Raw genomic sequence first — 23,188 nt, 5'->3', positions numbered from 1 at the left:
TCGGTTAGTTCAGTGTAATGAGATCTACTTGTTGCCCATTAATCTGTTCAAAATTTTTGCAGTTTCAACCGAGTCCTCTGAAGACATGTTCTCAAGCAATTGAGAGCGTGTTGCATCATCTACCGAATTCAGGATGGTCAATGTTTTGTCAGGACTTAACTTGTAAGTTTCCAATAATAACTTGGCTCCACTTGAAGCAGACATCGAAGCAAATGTTTGACTAAGCTGGTTTTTATCCAGGTTTTTGCTTGTCGTTGTGGATGCAGTTGAAGTTGCTGCGGTTTCTTTCTTCAATCTGGATTGCAGTGCATCCAGTGCCAGATCCCCGGACGGTTTGGCATCCTTCATCATCATCGTCACATCGGCTGCTGTTTTCGGGTCCATCTTTTCAAGCACCTTGGTCCGAGCAGATGATTGCATGGCATTCAACAACAATACCATTTCCTCATTCGTCATATTTTGCAAGATCGGTGCAGCTTTGCTCGGGCTCATATCAGCATACATCTTAGCCAAATCTTTGATTTGCTTTTGATAATCGGATTCCGTTTCAGGCGTTGCCGCTGTAGCCGTTTCAGCCGCTTTTTCCGCATCATCCAACTTTTTCTGAAGGTCCGTGGCCTTCTTTGCTTCGGTTGTTGTTGCTTCCTTTGCTGCCTTGAGCTCTGTTTCTTTGGCAGTGACCTGGGACTTCAGCTTTTCGATTGTGGCTTCAGCACTTTCAACCTGCTGCTCACTCTTCTCCAGCTTCTCTTTCTCCGGATCCAGTACAGGATCAGGTACCCATTCCTTGACTACCGGTATCTTGTTGGCGAATTCAAACAAATTATTACGAATATCTACATTAAATAGCGTAAGTAATACTCCTAGTAAAACTACAGTGAATACAATCGGGATTGAAATCATGAGAAATTTTTCCCAACCGCCTCCCGATTCTTTTTCCATGTCGCTATCATCTTTAACAGCCATCGTTCATTCCTCCTTCACGAGACAACTTCGCTTCCGGCTCACATCAATTCGCGCGTCCGGCTTTGGCAGCGAAGCGTACAGTAGCCATCTCGTCCAGATCGTTCTGTTCCCGGAGGAGCATCTCCTGCTGAAATTTGATTTTTGCCTTGTCTCTGGCTCCAAGCCATACTTTTTCGTCAATCATCTTACCGTTGAGAAATGTCTGATTCCGCTGCACATTGACCTGAGCATGTTTAACATCACTGTTTTTGCGTGAAATGCACTCGTCAAGGTGATGTACATAACGCTGCATCTCCTGCAGACTGTTTACAGACGCTGTATTTTCCGTAGCAGATTGGATTATGCCGACCAGATTACTTCTATCATTAAGAAGTTGTATCAGATGTTCTTCCTCCGTTTGAAGTTTACCGATCGCTGTGGATAACATCCACTCTGCCTGTGTTTTTTCATTACTCTTTAGGTCAACAACTTTCTGGAAATGATATCGAAATTTCATCGTTTACCCATTCATCTCCTTGCAAATTCAAGAATCAAACGTTCCTGCACTTCACTTAAGGTGACTTTCTCGTCGACTTTCTGCTTGGTAAAGTTCCATATACTATCAATCTGGTCTATCGATTCATCTATGGCTGCATTTGATCCCCGCTGGTAAGCCCCAATATTGATCAAATCTTCCGATTCTTTGTACACAGCCATCAAACGTTTCATATTATTAACGGCTTCCAACTGCTCTTCCGGAGCAATATCCTTCATAACACGACTTATGCTGGCTAGCACATCAATCGCTGGAAAATGTCCTTTATTCGCAATGGATCGATTTAACACAATGTGTCCATCCAGAATACCCCTTACCGCATCCGCGATCGGTTCATTCATGTCATCCCCATCGACCAGAACGGTGTAAAAGGCTGTAATCGAGCCCGTAGGTCCTGTACCCGCCCGTTCAAGCAGTTTGGGCAAACTTGCAAAAACCGATGGAGTATATCCTCTCATTGCCGGAGGTTCACCTACGGCCAGACCAACTTCCCTTTGTGCCATCGCATATCGAGTTACCGAATCCATCATGAGCATCACGTTCATTCCACGATCCCGGAAATACTCTGCAATCGTAGTCGCAATAACTGCTCCCTTGATCCGAATCAGAGCAGGCTGATCTGAAGTTGCAACAATGACTACGGAGCGTTCCAGTCCTTCCGGACCCAGATCCCGTTCAATAAAGTCGCGCACCTCACGTCCACGCTCGCCCACAAGCGCGATGACGTTAACATCTGCTGCTGTATTACGAGCAATCATGCCCATCAATGTACTCTTACCAACACCGGAACCGGCAAAAATACCCACACGTTGTCCCTTACCTACGGTCAGCAATCCATCGATAGCTCTTACACCTACACCCATAGTTTCAAGTACACGTGGACGATCCATTGGATTGACCGGAGTATTGGAGGTAGAGTACATCGGCATTCTGGATGGAAGGAGTGAGCCGTCCAGCGGTTGTCCAAGTCCGTCCAATACTTTACCGAGCAATTCGGAGCCTACCTGAACGCCGAGTGGTTTGCCCGTACCTACTACATCGCAACCAGGCCCGATGGATTGAAGTTCACCCAATGGCATAAGCAACACTTTGTTATCTCGAAACCCAACGACTTCGGCTTGAAGAGGTTTGGCCGATTTACCAGGATAGATATAACATACGTCACCGATACTTGCATCTGGCCCTTCTGACTCCACCATAAGACCAATGACCTGAGTAACTTTGCCGTTAATACGAACAGGATCGAATTGCCGCAAATGTTCCATATATCGCTGTGAACTAAGAACCTTCATGTTGATTTCTTCGCTCCTCATCCTCAAGTGCTATGCGGACCAGTTCTTTTTTAATCTCAGCAAGCTGTGTATCAATTCTCGCATCTACACTTCCGAACGAAGAACGAATAACACATCCCTTGTCTTTGACTGTTGAATCAGGCAGTATCTGCAGTTCTGCCTGAGAGTCAATGGACAGAGACAATTCTTCACGAGCCGCCTGTACAAATGTAAACTGATCAGGTGCCACACAAAGTGTGATTAACCCCTGCTCCCGTTTACGTGACAGACTCTGACGAATCAATTCCAATGTATGATCGGGTTCAATGGTAAGTTGTTTATCAATGACTTTCTCAGCGATCCCGCAAGCGAGATCCACAAGGAACGGTTCGGCTTCCTGAATGATCTGATCTTTAGCTACATAAGCTTCCTTGAGCACTTCCTGGGCTTCAATCATCATCTTATCGATCTGTACCTGGAGATCTACTTCAGCTTGTACTTTGCCTTCTTCAAAACCCTGTTGGAAACCTTGTGAACGAAGCGCTTCGGTCAGATGTTCGTCCTGTTGTCGTTGTTCCTGCCACCAGCTGTCGATCTGTTCACGGGCTTCTTGAAGCATGCGCTCTGCCTCTTCTGAAGCTTCACGTACTTGCTTTTCTGCAAACTCCTTGGCATCTTCCAGCATTTCTGCGGTAAGACGTTGTGTTTCTTCGTCCACGCGTGCTTGAAGCGTTTCTGCTTCAGAACCTTCAGCACGATCACCGGATAACTCCGTCTCAGACTCTTCGTCACCACCATAATGATGATGATTTTCAAGCTTTTTGTGGTCATCTACGGGTACATACTGGAAAGATTTAATCAAATTAGACAATGATATCATCTCCTCCACCGCGTGCGATAATGATCTCACCGGCTTCTTCCAATCTGCGTATCGTTCCTACAATGCGTGTCTGAGCTTCCTCAACATCACGCAATCGCACAGGTCCCATGAACTCCATTTCTTCTTTGAATGTTTCGGACATCCGCTTCGACATGTTCCGGAACACCGCATCCCGAACCTCTTCGCTTGCCACCTTGAGTGCGAGTTGCAGATCTGCGTTGTCGATATCCCGAATAATACGCTGGATTGAACGATCATCCACATTGACGATATCTTCGAATACAAACATGCGTTTTTTGATTTCCTCTGCCAGCTCCGGATCCTGAATTTCAAGCGAGTCCAAAATGGTACGCTCTGTACCACGATCGACACCGTTCAGAATCTGAACGATCGATTCGATACCACCCGCATTGGTGTAATCCTGCGTTACGGTAGAAGATAACTTCTGTTCCAGAACCCGCTCCACTTGAGAGATAACTTCTGGCGAAGTACTATCCATAACTGCCACCCGGCGAGCAACATCTGCCTGCTTCTCTTGTGGCAAGGATGATAGAATCGCTGCAGCCTGTTCGAACTGAAGATAAGAGAGAACCAGCGCGATCGTTTGCGGACTTTCATTCTGAATAAAGTTCAAAATTTGATTTGGATCCGCTTTGCGTGCAAAGTCAAACGGTCTAACTTGCAGCGTAGCGGTCAAACGGTTAATGACTTCAAGCGCTTTTGAAGAACCCAGAGCTTTCTCCAGGATTTCTCTCGCATAATTGATACCGCCCTGAGAGATATATTCCTGCGCCAGACAGATCTGGTGAAACTCGGCCATGATCATGTCCTTTTCGGAAGAATCAACCTTGCGAACGTTGGCAATCTCCAACGTCAGTTGCTCAATCTCCTCATCACGCAGATGTTTGAAGATCTGAGCCGATACTTCCGGACCTAATGTAATCAACAAAATTGCTGCTTTTTGTCTTCCAGTCAAACCTTGACTGCTTGCCTTCGCCAATGCGTTCACCTCTATTCGTCAGCCAGCCATGTACGCAGCAGATTGACGAATTCGTCTGGCTTTTTCTTGGCCAAACTCTCCAATTGTTTGCGCACCTGACTTTCGTTCGTTACACTGTCCAGCGTAATGGACGGGAACTCTGTTGCTATTGGAAGAGGAATCTCTTCTTCTTCGACTTCGTTTTGTTTGCGGCGACGGCGTACTAACAAAATAACAACCGCTGCGATCAATGCCGCTATGAGTGCGCCTCCGCCCCACATCATAGCTGGGGACAACTGGAAGCCTGTATTTGCTGTCGATGCAGCCTGGAACCCTTGTGACATGACTGAAACTTTCTTTGTCAGATCAGCGTCACTTATTACAGTGCCTGAGTCTGCCAATGAAGCGCGCACAATGTTAACCAGAATGTTCTCAATTGCATCCTGAACCGGTCCCTGTAATTCTGTTTCTCCATCCGGTGGTTCAACTGCAACGTTAATGGTTAAATCTTTTACAGTATACGGACTGGAAATAATATCCTTGGCGATTCGATTAACATCGTAGTTTATAGTGCTTGATGATTCTTCTGAGGTGGAGTTACCTGTTGCATCAGACGATGGATAACCGGGAACTTCCTCTTGCCCTGTGCCAGCAACACCACCAGTTGGGTTGCTTGCGCCAGTGTAGCTCTTTTGAATCTCCTGCACACTGATCTCGATGCCTTTCATATTCTCTACATCAACAGGTGTGACCAGATTTTCTTTACGTGTTTCTTTGTCAAAATTAAGCTTGGAGGCTACCAACACATTAACTTTATCTTCGCCTACAATCTGGGAAAGAAATTGCTTTACGTTATTGCGGACATCGTTTTCAAACTTTTTCTGTAATGCCATGTTTTCTTGAACTTCGGAAGACAATCCGCCACTGCCACCTCGGGCAGTTGGAATCAATTCTGCTTCATCTGTGTTTGTAATGGTGATGTTCTCAACAGGCAGATTAGGAATTGCAGTCTTAACCAAGTTAAAGTAACCATCTACCGCTGCCTGATTTGGGTGGTAACCCGGTTTAAATTGGAGAGCTACCGATGCTGATGCTTTGTCTTGTTCTTCTAAACCAGCAAAAATGTTATCTTTCGGCATATTAACCAGTACTTTAGCATCCTGTATGCCTTGCATCCGCTGAAGTAACTGTTCAACTTCTCCGTTTATAGCGTTGTTATACTTTACATCAAACTCTTTATCCGTCATCCCGATAGGGGATGATGACTCCTCGAATGACTTATACCCTAACGAACCATTCTGAATAATCCCTTGAGATCCGACATTCACTTTTGCAATTGCAACACTTGTACTTGGTACGGATATGGTCTTGCCATCTGAACTTAATTTGTATGGAATGCTAGATGAATCGAGATAACTGATAACGCCTGCTGAATCACTTGCATTCAGGTCTGTAAAAGCAACTTCATATTCGGTCTTGGACAATTGCATCGTGAGTACAACTGCAGCCAAAATCAGAAACAGGAAGGTGGATATAAATAATACTTTTTGCTTTTTGCTAAAACTATTCCAATACTGGGATGCCTTATCCCTGTACTGGGCAATTCTCTCATTCACTCTGTCACCCCATCCGAAACTTTGCTTAGTCTGTCCTTACTCAACCTTATCCGTTCCATAGGTTGACGATCAGGAGCAGCATCGCAGCTGCTTTGTTGTAATGATCAGCGCTATTATCGAAGCGCAAGTAGGTTATTTTATAATTGCGTTCGCATAACTTCCTGGTATGCTTCGACCACTTTGTTTCGGACTTGAGTTGTGAGTTGTAGGCTTAACAAGGCCTGTTCTGAAGCAATCATTACCTGATCCACATTCGCTTTGCCAACCAAAAATTGATTCGACATTTCATGCGATTGAGTCTCTTGTGCTGCGACGGACCCTAATGCATTCTGTAAGTATGTACCGAAGCTCTGGATGGTTTCGGCTGGTGTAGAAGGCTTACTTTCGGTTGCATTCTTCATCTGTAGCGGTTGTATACCCTGTGTGCTAAACATGTTGTTCTGAATCATTAATGTCCCTCCCCTTCATCCCTGGTTTGTATATTTCTTATTTTTATTTCGAAGCAGATTATCTTCCAATCTCCAAAGCTTTGGAGATCATCGCTTTGGTTGAATTCAGTGCTGTTACGTTTGCTTCATAGGACCGTGAAGCAGAGATCATGTCTACCATTTCTTTCGCAATATCCACATTAGGCATAAATACATATCCTTCTGCGTTGGCATCTGGATGAGTTGGGTCATACACTGGCTTCAATGGTGACTGATCCTCGCGAATTTCAGTTACTCTGACACCATCTCCTGAACCGCTACCTCTCATTTGATTTTGCAGCATCGTACCGAATGACGTTTTATTCGGCTCAAGTACGACCATTTTACGTTTGTAAGGAACTGCTTCACCATTGGATACGCTCGCGCGCGTTGTCTCTGCGTTGGCAATGTTGGAAGATATAACGTCCATCCGCAACCGTTGGGCTGTCAGAGCTGAGCTACTGATACTAAAGCTATTACTAATGTTCAATTTAGATTATCTCCCTTCCACGCCAACACGCATGATTTTGATTTGTTCGTTCACTTGTTGAATATAAGCGTTATAACGCAACTGATTCTCCGCCAGAAGACTCATTTCTCTGTCGATATCGACATTATTCTGGTTGTTATTCATGGACGTTGACTGGTCCATATTAACTACTGGCGTTGGTACGGAAGAGGAAGGACCTATGACAAAATGCCTTGCATCAGTTACTTTACCTTTAAGAACAGGCATATCTCCATTCATTTGCCCTTGCAACATTTCTTCAAAAGAAACGTCCGAGCGCTTGAAATACGGGGTATCGGCATTCGCGATGTTGTCAGCAATCGTTCGTTGTCTGATATTGGACGCATCGAGTGCACCTTGCAATCTTTTAAAGCTGATATCGTTTAAAAGATTCACAATCCCCCTCCTCTCTTTAGAAGTTATGGAAAAAGATTGAATCTTTTCCCTTGAAAATTCTTATGTTTTTTTCGACAAAAACATTCGTCTTTACACGGTTTTCTAGGACTTAAGTAGAATTAACTCTGATGTTGTCGTATAACATAAGTTTCTTCGAGTTTGGGATTTATTACAATAAGAAAAAAGCCCTATCTTTTCTGAAAGACAGGGCTTTTTGTGTATTTTCTGCAAATTATGAATTTTTTCGTAAATGTTCAGTCCCAAAACAAAAGTCTGTTAATACTCTTCCTTATTGTCCTTAAACATTCTTAAAATAAAAAAACACTTTCAAGTCTCTCAATGAGCGTATAACGCTCGTTATTATGTATATTTCCGAATATTTCATCATTGTTAATGTTAGAATTTTTTGCCGTTATACTAAGGGTTTACGTGCATTATGATAGGTATGCATATAAAGCTGTATCTTAATCAATTGACAAGTTATGTTTCAATAATTAAGAAAACTTGCCTTTCCCACACAACACTTTCTTAACAATTAAGTAGAGTCTATATATTTTAATCTTAAGAAAACAATTAGTGGCTTCACACTTTTCTATAATTCATCATTTTGCGCATTTACGCAACATTTACCAATCAGTCGACTAAACCGATGACCAGACTTGGAATAAGTAAAATCCTTTTAATGGGAATCATTGGATATGAAAACAAGGAATAACTACCACTCCGATAGGTTTTAACCTCGTATACATGCGGCACAAGTCCTAGGTTTTGTCGATCCGTTTAACAACCCCACATCTTTTATCGGTTGTAACATCGAAATCCTTTAGATGGAAACAAAAAATAAACGATATGCCTCAAGTAGAGAACCTTGCGATTCGTTAAAGGATTGCTAACCTTTGTCGATCTCGCAAATGTTCTCTACTCTCGTGCATACCGTTCATTTATAACATCATTTTAACAATTCCATTGTTAGACCCTTGTTACAGGATATACTGACTTAAATCACGATCAAGCGCAATATCATTCAATTTCTCCCGGACATACTCTGGAGTAATCACCATACGTTCCAGGGTAAGCTCGGGTGCCTCAAAGGATAGATCCTCCAAAAGCTTTTCAAGAATCGTATGCAATCGACGAGCGCCTATATTTTCTGTATTTTGATTCACGGATTCAGCCAATTTGGCAATCTCACGAATAGCCTCATCTGAGAACTCGATCTCAATATTCTCGGTGCGCAGCAGATCAACATACTGCTTGGTCAGTGCATTTTGAGGCTCAGTCAGAATGGATACAAACTCCTCCAATGTAAGACTGCTCAGTTCTACACGAATCGGGAAGCGTCCCTGAAGCTCGGGAATCAGATCAGAGGGCTTGGCGACGTGGAATGCACCAGCTGCCATAAACAGGATATAGTCCGTTTTAACAGGGCCATACTTCGTCATCACAGTAGAACCTTCCACAATAGGCAGAATGTCCCGTTGAACTCCCTCCCGGGATACATCGGGTCCGCTACCGCGTCCTTGACTGGCAACCTTATCGATTTCATCAATGAATATGATACCGGTCTGCTCCGCCCGTCGAATGGATTCCTGGGTAACATCATCCATGTCGATCAATTTCCCTGCTTCTTCCTGGATCAACACTTTGCGCGCTTCTTTAATAGCGAGCTTACGTTTTTTCGTACGACGAGGCAACAAGCTCCCAAACATCTCCTGCATGTTCATGCCCATCTGATCATTACCTTGACCAGCAAACATGTCCATCATGTTAGGCGCAGTGTCTTCGACATCAATTTCAATGATGTCATCCTCCAGCTTGCCAGATAACAGATCAAACTTGATCTTACGCCGACGCTCCGCAACTCCTGTATCAGGTTCTGGTTCGTCCTGTTCCTGAGCGTTGTTCCCATTATTACCAAAGATCATCTCGAAGGGATTGCGCTGATTCTTGGACTTGGATTGTGAAGGAGCCAAAATATGTACAATTCGTTCATTGGCAGCTTCTTCAGCTTTGTCCTTCACTTTTTCAGTCCGCTCCAGCTTCACCATGCGCAGTGATGTCTCAATCAGATCACGCACCATCGATTCAACGTCACGGCCAACGTAACCTACTTCAGTGAACTTGGTAGCTTCCACTTTCACAAATGGCGCACCTACCAGTTTAGCAAGGCGACGGGCAATTTCCGTTTTACCCACACCGGTAGGTCCAATCATCAGGATATTTTTAGGCACAATGTCGTCCTGAGTGTGCTCAGGCAAAAGGCTACGCCGATAACGATTACGAAGGGCTACGGCTACCGATTTTTTAGCTTTCTTTTGACCTACAATATACTTGTCAAGCTCTGCAACAATCTGTCTCGGTGTTAGCGCTTGAGTATTCATATTGCTTCCCTCCTACCAGTATGTTGGATTAATTTTACCTAACAAGGACAAAGAATCCCCTAGACGTCCTGGAGCAGATTACAGAATCATGCTCCACTACGGGAGATTTCTTTAGCTTATAACTCTTCTACAATAATATTACTGTTGGTATATACACATAGCTCCGAGGCAATCTGAAGCGATTCACGCGCAATATCTTTCGCTTCCAGGCTTACAGCATGACGTTTCAACGCACGTGCAGCAGATAAGGCAAAGTTCCCACCTGATCCGATAGCAATAACGTCATCATCCGGCTCGATAATCTCCCCGCCGCCTGAAATGAGCAACATACCTGATTTGTCCATCACAATCAAGAGCGCCTCAAGCTTACGCAAGATCCGATCCTGACGCCAATCCTTGGCAAGCTCTACCGCGGCACGCTGCAAGTTACCATGGTGCTCCTCCAGCTTACCTTCGAATTTCTCAAACAGGGTGATCGCATCCGCCACCGAACCAGCAAAGCCAGCAACAACCTGTCCGCGGTACAAACGTCTTACCTTCTTGGCTGTATTCTTCATCACAACACTTTGGCCCATGGTCACCTGACCATCTCCTGCGATTGCAGCCTTACCATTATGACGAACAGCACAGATCGTTGTAGCATGAAATGACATATCCATGATATCAGCATCCTCCCACGAATAAATTATACGCGTTCCGGAACAGTTAGACCTTCTGCCGCAGCAAAACTAGTGATGCCATCCAGTGCACGCTGTGCAAGAGCTTCATTTTTTTCCTTTTTGTTACGGATTTTCGTTTCAAGCTTCGGCAACAAACCAAAGTTTGCGTTCATTGGTTGGAAGTGCTTGAAGTCAGCCGTTGTAATATACTGAGCCATACTGCCAAGTGTTGTTTCTACCGGCAATACTACCAGTTCCTGCCCTAGTGCTGCTTTGGCTGCGTTCATGCCGGCAATAAGCCCTGATGCAGCAGATTCCACATATCCTTCTACACCCGTCATCTGACCTGCAAAGAACAGGTTTGGACGCTCTTTAAACTGATATGTCGGAAGAAGAAGTTTAGGAGAATTAATAAATGTATTACGGTGCATTACACCATAACGGACAAACTCTGCATTTTCAAGTCCCGGAATAAGCGAGAAGACACGTTTCTGTTCTCCCCATTTCAGATGCGTCTGGAAGCCCACCAAGTTATACAGGGTTCCAGCTGCATTGTCCTGTCTAAGCTGAACAACCGCATGTGGCAACTCTCCTGTATGAGGGTTAACCAGACCTACCGGTTTCATAGGTCCAAACAGAGCCGTCTGTTTTCCGCGTTTCATCATCACTTCGATTGGCATACAGCCTTCAAAGTAGATTTCTTTCTCGAACTCTTTCAATTGAGCGACTTCAGCAGTAATGAGCGCTTCATAGAAGACATCAAACTCTTCTTCTGTCATCGGACAGTTCAGATATGCCGCTTCACCCTTATCATAACGGGAAGCCAGGTACACTTTGTTCATATCAATTGAATCTTTTTCGATGATCGGTGCTGCTGCATCATAGAAGTAGAAATACTCTTCCCCCATTAATGCCTTGATTTGCTCAGACAACGCTGGAGAAGTCAGTGGCCCTGTTGCAACAACAACGATGCCATCTTCCGGCAGAGAAGTTAGTTCCTCATTCACCACTTCGATGAGCGGATGCTGGTGCAACGTGGATGTAATCTCACCAGAAAATCCATCCCGGTCCACAGCAAGGGCCCCACCTGCGGGTACTGCATGTTTGTCTGCTGCTGACAATACAAGAGAATTGAGCATTCTCATTTCTTCTTTTAACACACCCACTGCATTCGTCAATCCATTCGCACGCAGCGAGTTGCTGCATACCAGTTCTGCAAATTTATCCGTATGATGAGCTGGCGTTTTCACAACAGGTCTCATCTCGTATAATTTTACGCGTACGCCGCGACTTGCAATCTGCCAGGCCGCCTCTGTTCCTGCCAGCCCGGCACCAATAACGGTTACTTGTTGTTCATTCGTCAAAATCATTTACCCCCATAAAACAATTTCATCATTCACTAAAATTGATTCACATATATACTAATCCGTTGATTCGTCATCCGGTTCATCCACCGGCTCCTGATGATCACATGAAGTACACTGCAATCGTGCTCCCTTTTTGTTCCGCTTTTCAATCATTAGCGATCCGCAACTTGGACATGGCTTGGCTGAAGGTCTGTCCCATGAGACGAAATCACATTCAGGATACTTGTCACAACCATAGAATATACGTCCCTTTTTGCTACGACGCTCAACAACATGACCTTCCTTACATTTAGGACAAGTTACGCCGATGTCCTTAATAATCGGTTTGGTATTCCGGCAATCAGGGAAGCCAGAGCACGCGAGAAATTTGCCAAAACGTCCGAGCTTGTAAACGAGCGGTTTGCCGCACTTCTCACAGATCTCATCCGATACTTCATCTTCAATCTCAATTTCTTTCATTTCTTCTTCCGCAAACTCAAGCCGTTTCTCAAAAGATTCGTAGAATTCTGCGAGTACTTTGACCCAATCCTCCGAACCTTCCTCCACATGGTCAAGATCACCTTCCATGTTCGCGGTAAATTCAACATTCAGGATTTCCGGGAAGAACTCTTCCATCTGTTCAATGACCAGTTCACCCAGCTCGGTCGGCATGAATTTCTTTTCCTCTATCGCAACATATCCGCGCTTCTGAATGGTCTCCAGTGTTGGCGCATATGTACTCGGACGCCCTATACCCAATTCCTCAAGCGTCTTAACCAACCTTGCCTCCGTATATCGGGGTGGCGGTTGTGTAAAATGCTGTTTTGGCTCAATCTCCTGCTTCTCAAGCACATCTCCACTTTTCAGCGGAGGCAGCAGACGATCTTCATCGGTGGTACCATCGTCGTTTCCTTCAACATATACCTTCATGAAACCTTGGAACCGTACCTTCGAACCTGCTGCACGGAAAATGGTGTCCCCCGCAGCAATATCTACAGAGAGTGTATCCAGAATAGCTGAAGACATCTGGCTTGCTACAAAACGTTCCCAAACCAGTTTATACAGCCGGAACTGATCGCGACTCATGAACGACTTAATTGAATCGGGATCACGCAGAATTGAAGTTGGACGTATCGCTTCATGCGCATCCTGAGCATTGGCTGCTTTTTTGGAATAATTTCGCGGAGTTTCTGGTGCAAATGGTTCCCCATACTTCCCAACGATATATTCTTTGGCTTCTTCTTGTGCAGATGCCGCAATTCGTGTGGAGTCCGTACGCATATACGTGATGAGACCTACTGTGCCTTCTTTTCCAAGGTCTACACCTTCATATAGTTGTTGGGCGACCGACATCGTCTTGGAAGCTCTGAAATTCAATTTACGAGCTGCTTCCTGTTGCAAAGAACTCGTCGTAAACGGGGCGGAAGGGTTACGGCTCCGTTCTTTCTCTTTAACTTCCTTAATCGTAAAGTCTGCACCTTCGATCTGTTTCAAGATCGCTTGCACTTCCGCTTCACTACCCAGCTCTGTTTTGGCACCGTTCAGTTTATGAAACTTGGCTTCAAACGGATTGCCGTCTGCTGTCAGTTTAGCGGTAATGCTCCAGTATTCTTCCGGCTCAAAATCATCAATTTCATTTTCACGATCTAAAATGATTTTAACAGCGACGGACTGAACCCGGCCGGCAGACAAACCTTTTTTAACTTTTTTCCATAACAATGGACTGATTTTATATCCAACAAGCCGATCCAGAATACGTCTTGCCTGCTGCGCGTTAACCAAATCCATATTGATTTTCCGCGGCGTTTTGAACGCATCTTTGACCGCCTGTTTTGTAATTTCATTAAATACAACCCGGCAATCTGCCGTATCGTCCAGTTCAAGGGCATGGGCCAAATGCCATGCGATAGCCTCGCCTTCGCGATCCGGGTCAGCTGCGAGATACACTTTTTTCACTTTCTTCCGTGCATCCTTCAGTTCTTTCAAAATTGAACCTTTGCCGCGGATCGTAATATATTTCGGATTAAAATCATTCTCCACCTCAACGCCGATCTGACTCTTTGGCAAATCGCGAACATGTCCCATCGAAGCTTTCACGATGAACTTGCTGCCTAAATATTTGCCTATCGTCTTCGCCTTTGAGGGCGACTCCACGATTACGAGTGCATCCGCCATAGGTTCATCCTCCTCTCAGTCATGAAACTGTCATAAAACTGTTTCTGTAAGCTTATGCATAGTTAATAACTTCTGCTAATTATATATTTCCACGCACCACGTAGGTTATAGCTTCGTCATACCCTCGCGTATTTAGTGCCTGGTAATTGGCTAATCTGCTTTTTTATGATTAAAGATAACAGAACTGAATGCAAATGTCCAAAATCCCAACCAAGCAGCTCAACCAGTTGATCCAATGATTGTTCTCCCTGTTCCAACAGATAAATCACGCGTTGTTCATCTGGAGAGAGCTTAACCTCAGCGAATATCCCTCGCCCGGAAGGCTCGGTTGTTTCGGTCGAACGTCCTCTATTGTAAGGAAGTTGTTCTGCATTTGGCAAGCCCAATCGAAACTCTTCCAATACATCTGCTGCACAAGTGACCAATTTGGCCCCTTGACGGATAAGGTTGTGTGCTCCCCGACTTTTCGGCGATGTAATAGGTCCAGGGACTGCAAATACATCCCTGCCTGCTTCAAGCGCAGCATCTGCTGTAATGAGTGAACCACTGCGAATGTCAGCCTCAACAACCAATGTTCCCAGTGTCAGACCGGCAATGATTCGATTCCGTTCTGGAAATAATCCCTGGCGCGCTCTCGTACCTGGTGGATATTCCGACAAAAGTAGACCCGTCTCCGCGATTCGCTCAGCGAGGCTTGTATTTTCGGGTGGGTATATATTATCAAGCCCTGTTCCGAATACGGCAATCGTTTTTCCTTTAGCACGTAGTACTGCCTCATGACATACACTATCAATACCGCGGGCAAGCCCGCTTACAATCGTCAGTCCTGCATTGCATAATTGCTCTGCCAGCTTCTCTCCAACTTTGCGCCCATACACGGTTGGCATACGTGTTCCCACCATGGCAATAGACGACTTGTGTAGCAAACTAACATCCCCTCGAGCATACATTACCCAGGGAGGCTGAACGGTTTCCTTCATTAATATGGGATAATGCTGATCCAGATAAGTAATAACCTCTATCCCCTGATTGTAAACGTGTTCTCTTTTACTCTCAATCCAGTCGATAGTAAATTGGCTAGCCAAGCGGGCAGCCTGATCTTTGCGCAAGCCTGCTGCGACCCAGTCGCTTTCCCCATAATTCAATAGATCGGGTAATTCATGTTGTCCCAGAATCAATTTCGAGATTGTTTTTTTACCAATACCCTCCATCTCATGCAACCCAAACAAGATCCATCGTTCTTCCATACCATAAACCTCCCAAAGCGGGAAGAGATCTTCCCTCATATTGTGTGTTAAGTGACCACGGAATGCAAGCGTTTACGTCGATGAGAGACAATTCAACCCCCATTTCCCGTAAAAAAACGCAAAAAAGCAACCCTTCGCCCTGTTCAAGGACAAAAGGTTGCTTACCTTTTCCGTAACCATAATAGTCGGCCTACCAGAAATAGATCATTTCTAAGCCGTTTCTTCTATTATAACGAAAAAGAATTAATGTGTCGTGCACAAATTCAAAATACCACGTTCTTCAAGTACACTCACCAAAGTCGACCCCATCTCAGCAGGCGTTGGCGCTACTTTGATACCGCAAGACTCCAGCTTCGCAATCTTCTCTTTGGCTGTACCTTTACCACCAGAGATAATAGCGCCAGCATGGCCCATCCGTTTGCCTGGAGGCGCTGTTACGCCACCGATAAAGCCAACAACCGGTTTGGTCATGTTCTCACGTACCCAATCTGCAGCATCTTCTTCAGCTGTACCACCAATCTCACCAATCATGATGACCGCATGAGTCTGTGGATCTTCATTGAACCGTTTGAGGATATCAATGAACTCGGAACCTTTTACAGGGTCTCCCCCGATTCCTACGGCAGAAGATTGTCCAATGCCACGCGTCGTCAGTTGATGAACGGCTTCATAGGTAAGTGTTCCACTACGGGAAACAACGCCAACGTGTCCTGCCATGTGGATATAACCAGGCATGATACCGATTTTACATTCGCCCGGTGTAATAACACCTGGACAGTTCGGTCCGATCAGGACAGTGTTTTTACCTTCCATGAAGCGGTCAACCTTGATCATGTCAAGAACCGGAATACCTTCTGTAATACAGATTACGAGGTCCAGCTCTGCGTCAACAGCTTCCATAATAGAATCTGCTGCAAATGCAGGAGGAACGTAAATGACGCTCGCTGTTGCGCCTGTAGCTTCCTTCGCTTCCTGCACAGTGTTGAACACCGGCAGACTGGCTACTGTACCGTCTTCCAGCGTGATATCAACATTAGTTCCGCCTTTACCCGGTGTAACTCCGCCTACCATCTGGGTTCCGTAGTCCAATGCGCCCTTCGTGTGGAACATTCCCGTTGAACCCGTAATGCCTTGCGTAATGACTTTTGTATTTTTATCGATCAAAATACTCACGTTGCTTCACATCCTTACGGTTATTTTTCAATTCCCGGACAGCTCCGGTACTAAGGAATGAACTTATTTTACGAGGGCAACAATTTTCTGTGCACCATCGGCCATGGAATCAGCAGGAACGATATTCAGGCCAGATTCACCCAAAATACGTTTGCCAAGCTCCACGTTAGTTCCTTCAAGACGAACAACCAGCGGTTTGGTCAGGCCAAGCTGCTTCGCGGCTTCAACAACACCATTGGCGATAACATCACAGCGCATGATACCACCGAAAATGTTAACAAAGATCCCAGCTACTTTGGCATCGGACAAGATGATCTTAAATGCTTCAGTCACCTTCTCCGTTGTAGCACCGCCCCCAACGTCAAGGAAGTTGGCGGGGTCTCCACCGTAGTATTTGATAATGTCCATCGTTGCCATCGCAAGTCCCGCACCATTGACCATACAGCCGATGTTGCCATCAAGTGCTATGTAGCTGAGGTCGTATTTGGAAGCTTCGATTTCTTTTTCATCCTCTTCATCCAGGTCACGCAGTTCCAAAATGTCTTTGTGACGGAACAGAGCGTTGGAGTCAAAGTTCAATTTCGCATCTAGAGCGATAACGTTTCCATCTCCGGTAACAACGAGAGGATTGATCTCGGCAATAGAGCAATCTTTTTCGACAAATGCAGTGTACAGCGCGAGCATGAACTTAACGGCTTTGTTCACCAATTCATTCGGAATCTTAATGCTGTAAGCCAGTTTACGCGCCTGGAACACTTGCAATCCAATAGCAGGGTCAATAATTTCTTTGAAAATTTTCTCAGGTGTAGCCTCAGCTACTTCTTCAATCTCAGTACCGCCTTCTTCGGAAGCCATCATAACTACACGGCCTGTGGCACGGTCCACAACAACACCCACATAATACTCTTTGCGGATATCGCATCCTTCTTCAATCAGAAGACGTTTCACTTCTTTGCCTTCTGGTCCAGTCTGGTGTGTTACCAATACTTTACCCAGAATTTCGGAAGCATAGGCACGAACTTCTTCCGTACTCTTCGCCACTTTTACGCCGCCGGCTTTACCCCGGCCACCTGCGTGAATTTGCGCTTTAACAACAGTCACCGGACTGCCCAGTGCCTCTGCGGCCGCAACCGCTTCATCGACTGTATAAGCAACCTTTCCGTTTGGAACGGTAACTCCATACTGTTTCAGTACTTCTTTTCCTTGATATTCATGGATATTCATTCTCGAATCCTCCTATCAACATGACTGCAACAAGGCGGGTTGGTAGACTAACAAAAGACAAATGTTGACTATTTTCACTTAAACCCAATTCATTGTAACACGTTTTTAAAACGCTTTCCTTAAAAAATTAATGGTTAATAGACAGTATTTTGATATGAGTATGATCCCATATTGTGAATGCTTGGGTATATATGGAAAAAACCTCAGCTAAAAGCTAAGGTTTCCCTGATGTAAAACTATATTTTATTTTTTGGCTGCGTTAATGTTGGTTTCGTGAACTTTTTCCAGCAACCCTTTGAACTGACCCAGCAAAGCTTCAAACTCTGTACTGTTCAAACACGCGTCTCCCTGGATGGATGCAGGTATGGACAATGCCTTGTTCCGCAACTCACGGCCGGAGTCGGTTAGTGTAATTAATACTTTTCGTTCATCCTGAGCCGAGCGTTCACGATTAATAAGTCCTGCTGACTGCAAACGTTTGAGAAGTGGTGTTAATGTTCCCGAATCGAGATAAAGTGCCTCCCCGATCTCCTTAACCGTACATTCTTCACGTTCCCACAATACCATCAGCACCAAATACTGGGAATACGTTACGCCAAGTACCTCTAAATAAGGCTGGTACATCTTCGTGATTTCACGTGAACAAGCGTATATGGCAAAGCATAATTGGTTATCCAGCTTCAAACTGTCAGTCTGCATATGTCTTTCTCACCTGCCTATTGTGCATTCTATTCCTCATAAAAAGGAACTATAAATCTATCTTATCACAAATTAGAAAAAAAACAGAATAATTGAGCACAAATGATTTTACTATTCAATTTAATTATGTTAAATTAGATTGTGTAAAATGTAAATAGGGATAAATGACTCGCGGTACATCATCATAATTTAGTAAAAATAAAAGATAAGGTCCATGGAATAAATCCGCGTTTTCTCCGGCTCAATTTGATCACCATAATGAAAGTTTATCCATACACCATTTTCGCCAAAGCTATTTATTAATTTCCTTCCAGAACTAAAATTCAGGGATCAGGAATGATGACTACAACAATGATAATGACAGGTTGACTCCATGATTCCTTTTATATAAAATGCGTAGTAGAAGCTGAGGAAGCACCTTAATTCGTAGACTGGCCCGTATTATGCGGAGTCAAGAATCGAGTGAGGTGTTTCTTTGTTATGTATGGAAAATTGCACAGTGCTTGTTTGTACGGAATTGATGGTGTTCTGATCGAGGTGGAAACCGATTTATCCAATGGTCTGCCACAGACATCCATCATCGGCTTACCGGATTCAGCCATTCGTGAGGCGGTTGAACGTGTTCGTGCAGCGATCAAAAACTGCGGATATCAGTATCCTTTACAGCGGATCACAATCAATCTGGCCCCTGCTGATCTGCGCAAGGAAGGATCTTCCTTTGATCTAGCCATTGCTATTGGTTTACTTATGACAAGCGGCCAGCTTGTACTTCCTCCCCAGGAACGAACACTAGTGGTTGGTGAACTGGCATTGGACGGTTCGATCAGGTCCGTGCCCGGCATTTTATCCATGGTGGATCTGGCAAAACGACAAGGCTTTACGTCCGTGCTCCTTCCTTATGATAACGTGGAGGAAGCGTCACTGATTCGAGGTATCCAGGTGTTTGGCATTCGGCATTTGCAGGATATAGCTCCGGAAAACCTAGCCCAACCCGCTAGTTCAGTGGGGATACCACAACATTCGAATGCAGGACCAATTGTATTGAAAAATTATGCTCACCTTGTTGCTCCTATAAAAGATAAAACTCACAAAATGGCGGATAGAAAGCCGAGTCAAACACCATTATTTACAGATGACTATAGTGATGTTCTGGGGCAGCATCATGTAAAACGCGCGCTTATGATTGCTGCAGCCGGCATGCATAATATACTGCTTGTTGGACCGCCAGGCACGGGCAAAACGATGTTAATCAAACGTTTGCCTACCATCCTTCCGCCTTTGTCAGAAGATGAAGCGTTAGAAGTAACCAAAGTATTAAGTGCCGCAGGCAAGTTAAAAGAAGCGCCTCAAGGCCTGATTGCAGACAGACCTTTTCGCTCCCCTCACCACACGATATCCACCTCCGGTCTGATTGGAGGCGGTGGTATCCCGAAACCGGGTGAAGTTAGCCTTGCCCACAGAGGCATACTCTTTCTGGATGAATTACCTGAGTTCCAGCGTCAAGTGCTGGAGGTGTTAAGACAGCCGTTAGAGGATCGCACAGTGACGATTAGCCGGGCGCGGGCAGCATTCACCTTCCCAGCCCAGTTCATGCTCGCATGTTCCATGAATCCCTGCCCCTGTGGATATTTGTCCGCTCATTCGGAGGAGCAGCGCTGTATATGCAGCCCCGCTCGTGTTGCAGCGTATCGAGCCAAAATTTCTGGACCATTGCTGGACCGTATTGATCTTCAGGTTGAGGTTCCTCCACCAGGCGAGTGGCGCAAGTCTGCCGCTTCCCCTTCCTCTGAAGAAATGCAGGCAAAAGTCATCCATGCTCATCAAATTCAGGCCACCCGTTATGCCCAAAGTTCGGTTCGCTGGAATAGCCAGCTTTCGGGCACGCTTTTGCGGCGAACGATCCATCTCCCCCAAGAGGCGGAGCAACTGTTAGAGCAAACGCTGCAAACCTTGAACCTGAGCATGCGTGCACATGATCGGATTATCAAGATGGCACAAACCATTGCTGATCTGGACCACGAGGGTGAAATTGTGACAGCTCATGTGGCTGAAGCCATCCAGTATCGTCAATTGGATCTTAATTTATTTTAGAAGCATATGAAGGAGTAACAGGTTACCAAGAACAACAACGCGATCATCAACCTGTAGACTAAGTAGCATGGTCAAGACGGATGTTTCATGCAGGTTTTAATACACGGATATGTGAACATGGCAAAAAACGTACAAGTGTCTCTCTTTTGAGGAGAAAGGTACTTGTACGTCAATTTTTCTGAAACTGATAGGGCTAGTGTTTATCCCAGGATTACTATAATTCATTATTCAAAAAGAGTCAGTTTGTCCTTCGCAGGTGTACGTTCCTTGGCAGAAGGAATAACATCGGGGTATCCCATATAAACCATACCTATAATCTTCTCACCTGCCTCTATTCCAAGAGGTTTGCGGAATTTGGGAGCGTACAAGAATGGCTTGGTCACCCAGAACGTTCCAATGTCTTCACTCCAGGCTGCAAGCATAAAGTTCTGAACCAACGCACTTACCGCAGCGAAGTCTTCGTCCCAGATATTCTGTCTTGGATCTTCTTCCAGCACGACAAGCATAACGGATGGAACTTGCATAATATTGGCTGAAAATTTATTGTCTTCTCCCATTTCTGCGTCAATGGCCTCAGCCAGTTTTTTCCGTCCATTCCCGGTAAATAGAAGGAATCTCCAAGGTTCACGCAGTTTATGGTTAGGAGCCCAGACTGCCGTATCCAGCAATTCTATAATCTGCTGTGTAGGAACAGCTTCTTTTTTAAATTTTTTCACCGTACGACGGTTTTGAATCGCATTTCTTACTTCATTCGTTGTTTTAGTAGCTTTACTCATCGGCCGTACCTCCCTGATTTAATTTGATTTGTAACCGTAATGAAGGCTTACGGTCTTGAATAACTCGTTTATGACAAATCAAAAGATTAAAACTCCAGATTACATCCTTGATTATACACCCTTCTGTTCAGGAGATTCAAAGGGATGCCTCCGACGACTAAGGCTACAGGCGCTAAGAAAGAGAAAAGACGACTCCGAATCCCGATCCACTAATGGCGATCATCAAGTCAGAGCCGTCTATTTGAACCAGCAATCTTGCATCATTAGGATATTAGGATCACGTCAACGATCGAATCAGTATGGACCTGCTCCTTCAAATGTGCCATTAACAAAATCCATTTTGTTGTACTTCTCCTGGTTACCTGCAACATCTGTACTGAAGTACTCTACCACCTTGACCTCAGGAGCATAAAACTTGACGGGTCCTTCATAGTTCTTCCATTCTCCCCCATTTATTCGATATTGCGTTGTTTTTACACCCGAACCTTTCACTTCGTCCGTTGCCTGGAGTCTGAATGTAAATCCTTTGATGTATACCTTCCCGTTCACAGTATCTGTAATAGGAACTAATCTGTACTTGGTTACTGGAGGTGTAATATCTGCATCCTTCTTAAGTACGATATTAAACGTATTATGATCTCCTTGTACGAGGGTAACGTTCAGGGTAGATTTTAAGTATCCTGATGCTTCCCCCGTTATTGTTCTGGCGCCTGTTGGCACGCGCTTTATAAAATAGTTGCCTTGAGCATCCGTTGTTGCCGAGACTCCGGCATTCACTTTAGCTCCACTGACTGGATTGCCCACCTCATCTACAACTTTTCCCCGGACGTGCGCTGCTTCTGTCAAAACAACATCTACGATTAAGGTTTTTCCAGCCTGAACATTCAGACGATCCTGCTCATAAAGCATATAATCGGCGGAATCTACCCAGATTGCAATGTTTGGATTATAGTCGAAATCAAGCCCAGTAACGGCATACCGACCTTGCTGATCTGTTTTAACCGGGCGATCCGACGCCCCTGTTACTTTGACCTGGGCATCTGGAATCGGTTTGCCTGTTTGATCGGTTACAGTTCCTACAATCGTAGAAGGTTCGTATAGCTCGAAATTAACCAAAATCTGTTCCCCTTCTGACAAATAGTAGGTATTACGATGCCTGTCTGTCACATATCCCTCTGCTTCAATTATAAAACTAATTTCCGTATAATCCTGAACAGACTCAAGGATTGAATAACTTCCAGTATCATCTGTCTTCACGCTTTTTTCAGTACTCTCCCCTTGATATCTAAGGGAGTACTTGATTGTTGCATCCTGGATAGGAAATCCTTCAGGATCCGTAACTTTACCTGATACCTTTGCCTGTGTAGACGGATCTGCTGCATATGAAACTCCGGAATACATGATTCCAAACAAAATAAAACATAAAGATAGTGTACTTAGTCGAATTATCCATTTGATACTTGTATGCATCTTCTCACTACACCTCACTATATATTTATGGATCTAACGTTCTGATCTAACCTCTTTTAACTGACTAAAAGCTCAAGCTTCCAGAATTCTCCGTCCCAAACATATTGCCAAATGCCTTGCCCACCGTTCATGGTCTCGCTGATATCCAGCACTTCCATCCGAGGACACTCCCATACTCGCTTTACTGTGTTGTTCGAAGTATTCTGAAGCTCTTTCATGCATCCCACCAACCTCTCTATAAATTTCAACTTTTTTAGTTTATAACAAATGATACGTTTTGTATCTATAATTTTTCTGAAATACAATGATTTTATTAATGATGCTTGTCT

Annotated in this window: 21 protein-coding genes; 1 reads left to right on the top strand and 20 read right to left on the bottom strand. The window is 44.7% G+C overall.

The window, feature by feature from the left end:
- Positions 1–24 precede the first annotated feature (24 nt).
- The 17 genes from NKT06_RS11125 to NKT06_RS11045 all read right to left on the bottom strand — a co-directional run bounded on the left by NKT06_RS11125 (position 25) and on the right by NKT06_RS11045 (position 18,522).
- Positions 25–966 (bottom strand): MotE family protein, encoded by a 942-nt coding sequence (locus NKT06_RS11125; protein ID WP_253433770.1) that lies wholly within the window; start codon positions 964–966, stop codon positions 25–27.
- 43 nt (positions 967–1,009) lie between these two features.
- Positions 1,010–1,462, bottom strand: a complete 453-nt coding sequence (gene fliJ, locus NKT06_RS11120) for a flagellar export protein FliJ (protein ID WP_062833792.1) — start codon at positions 1,460–1,462, stop codon at positions 1,010–1,012.
- An 11-nt stretch (positions 1,463–1,473) separates the two neighbouring features.
- Positions 1,474–2,793 (bottom strand): flagellar protein export ATPase FliI, encoded by a 1,320-nt coding sequence (gene fliI / locus NKT06_RS11115; protein WP_036609365.1) that lies wholly within the window; start codon positions 2,791–2,793, stop codon positions 1,474–1,476.
- Positions 2,780–3,643, bottom strand: coding sequence for a FliH/SctL family protein (locus tag NKT06_RS11110; RefSeq protein WP_253433768.1), 864 nt, complete (start codon positions 3,641–3,643; stop codon positions 2,780–2,782). The genes fliI and NKT06_RS11110 overlap by 14 nt, the downstream gene beginning before the upstream one ends.
- On the bottom strand, positions 3,636–4,652 hold the full coding sequence (gene fliG / locus NKT06_RS11105; protein ID WP_047842476.1) for a flagellar motor switch protein FliG: 1,017 nt from the start codon (positions 4,650–4,652) through the stop codon (positions 3,636–3,638). Before fliG ends, NKT06_RS11110 begins: the two co-directional genes overlap by 8 nt.
- Positions 4,653–4,663: 11 nt before the next feature.
- Positions 4,664–6,247: a flagellar basal-body MS-ring/collar protein FliF gene (fliF, locus tag NKT06_RS11100; RefSeq protein ID WP_253433765.1), complete on the bottom strand. Its 1,584-nt coding sequence runs from the start codon at positions 6,245–6,247 to the stop codon at positions 4,664–4,666.
- A 137-nt stretch (positions 6,248–6,384) separates the two neighbouring features.
- Entirely contained in the window at positions 6,385–6,696 is a 312-nt protein-coding gene (fliE, locus tag NKT06_RS11095) for a flagellar hook-basal body complex protein FliE (protein WP_253433762.1), read from the bottom strand.
- Between the two features lie 58 nt (positions 6,697–6,754).
- Positions 6,755–7,204, bottom strand: coding sequence for a flagellar basal body rod protein FlgC (gene flgC, locus NKT06_RS11090; RefSeq protein ID WP_253433759.1), 450 nt, complete (start codon positions 7,202–7,204; stop codon positions 6,755–6,757).
- Between the two features lie 6 nt (positions 7,205–7,210).
- Entirely contained in the window at positions 7,211–7,618 is a 408-nt protein-coding gene (gene flgB / locus NKT06_RS11085; RefSeq protein ID WP_253433757.1) for a flagellar basal body rod protein FlgB, read from the bottom strand.
- 980 nt (positions 7,619–8,598) lie between these two features.
- Positions 8,599–9,999, bottom strand: a complete 1,401-nt coding sequence (gene hslU / locus NKT06_RS11080) for an ATP-dependent protease ATPase subunit HslU (protein ID WP_253433754.1) — start codon at positions 9,997–9,999, stop codon at positions 8,599–8,601.
- 116 nt (positions 10,000–10,115) lie between these two features.
- Positions 10,116–10,658, bottom strand: coding sequence for an ATP-dependent protease subunit HslV (gene hslV / locus NKT06_RS11075; protein ID WP_253433751.1), 543 nt, complete (start codon positions 10,656–10,658; stop codon positions 10,116–10,118).
- A gap of 26 nt (positions 10,659–10,684) precedes the next feature.
- Positions 10,685–12,028 (bottom strand): FADH(2)-oxidizing methylenetetrahydrofolate--tRNA-(uracil(54)-C(5))-methyltransferase TrmFO, encoded by a 1,344-nt coding sequence (gene trmFO / locus NKT06_RS11070; protein WP_370511405.1) that lies wholly within the window; start codon positions 12,026–12,028, stop codon positions 10,685–10,687.
- A 51-nt stretch (positions 12,029–12,079) separates the two neighbouring features.
- On the bottom strand, positions 12,080–14,179 hold the full coding sequence (topA, locus tag NKT06_RS11065) for a type I DNA topoisomerase (protein WP_091031911.1): 2,100 nt from the start codon (positions 14,177–14,179) through the stop codon (positions 12,080–12,082).
- Positions 14,180–14,295: 116 nt separating this feature from the next.
- Entirely contained in the window at positions 14,296–15,426 is a 1,131-nt protein-coding gene (gene dprA / locus NKT06_RS11060) for a DNA-processing protein DprA (protein WP_253433748.1), read from the bottom strand.
- Between the two features lie 243 nt (positions 15,427–15,669).
- The gene (sucD, locus tag NKT06_RS11055; RefSeq protein WP_036609382.1) at positions 15,670–16,599 is read right to left on the bottom strand and encodes a succinate--CoA ligase subunit alpha; all 930 of its coding nucleotides are present in this window, start codon (positions 16,597–16,599) and stop codon (positions 15,670–15,672) included.
- A gap of 63 nt (positions 16,600–16,662) precedes the next feature.
- Positions 16,663–17,823, bottom strand: a complete 1,161-nt coding sequence (sucC, locus tag NKT06_RS11050; RefSeq protein ID WP_253433745.1) for an ADP-forming succinate--CoA ligase subunit beta — start codon at positions 17,821–17,823, stop codon at positions 16,663–16,665.
- Positions 17,824–18,066: 243 nt separating this feature from the next.
- A complete protein-coding gene (locus tag NKT06_RS11045; protein WP_253433742.1) occupies positions 18,067–18,522 on the bottom strand; it encodes a MarR family winged helix-turn-helix transcriptional regulator in 456 nt (151 codons plus the stop codon).
- Positions 18,523–19,002: 480 nt separating this feature from the next.
- Here NKT06_RS11045 and NKT06_RS11040 point away from each other — a divergent pair, with 480 nt between their 5' ends.
- On the top strand, positions 19,003–20,613 hold the full coding sequence (locus NKT06_RS11040; RefSeq protein WP_253433739.1) for a YifB family Mg chelatase-like AAA ATPase: 1,611 nt from the start codon (positions 19,003–19,005) through the stop codon (positions 20,611–20,613).
- A 224-nt stretch (positions 20,614–20,837) separates the two neighbouring features.
- Here the strand turns inward: NKT06_RS11040 and NKT06_RS11035 are convergent, their stop codons facing one another.
- The 3 genes from NKT06_RS11035 to NKT06_RS31675 form a co-directional block, all read right to left on the bottom strand.
- Entirely contained in the window at positions 20,838–21,389 is a 552-nt protein-coding gene (locus NKT06_RS11035; protein ID WP_253433737.1) for a nitroreductase family protein, read from the bottom strand.
- 294 nt (positions 21,390–21,683) lie between these two features.
- Positions 21,684–22,646 carry a carboxypeptidase-like regulatory domain-containing protein gene (locus NKT06_RS11030; RefSeq protein ID WP_367399855.1) on the bottom strand — a complete coding sequence of 321 codons (963 nt, stop codon included), beginning with the start codon at positions 22,644–22,646 and terminating at the stop codon, positions 21,684–21,686.
- Positions 22,647–22,915: 269 nt separating this feature from the next.
- Positions 22,916–23,077: a paeninodin family lasso peptide gene (locus tag NKT06_RS31675; protein ID WP_301289889.1), complete on the bottom strand. Its 162-nt coding sequence runs from the start codon at positions 23,075–23,077 to the stop codon at positions 22,916–22,918.
- Positions 23,078–23,188 lie beyond the last annotated feature (111 nt).

The sequence above is a fragment of the Paenibacillus sp. 1781tsa1 genome, assembly GCF_024159265.1.
Classification (GTDB): Bacteria; Bacillota; Bacilli; order Paenibacillales; family Paenibacillaceae; genus Paenibacillus.
The sequence above is the reverse complement of the archived record's forward strand: the minus strand, read 5'-3'. Positions and strand labels throughout refer to the sequence as shown.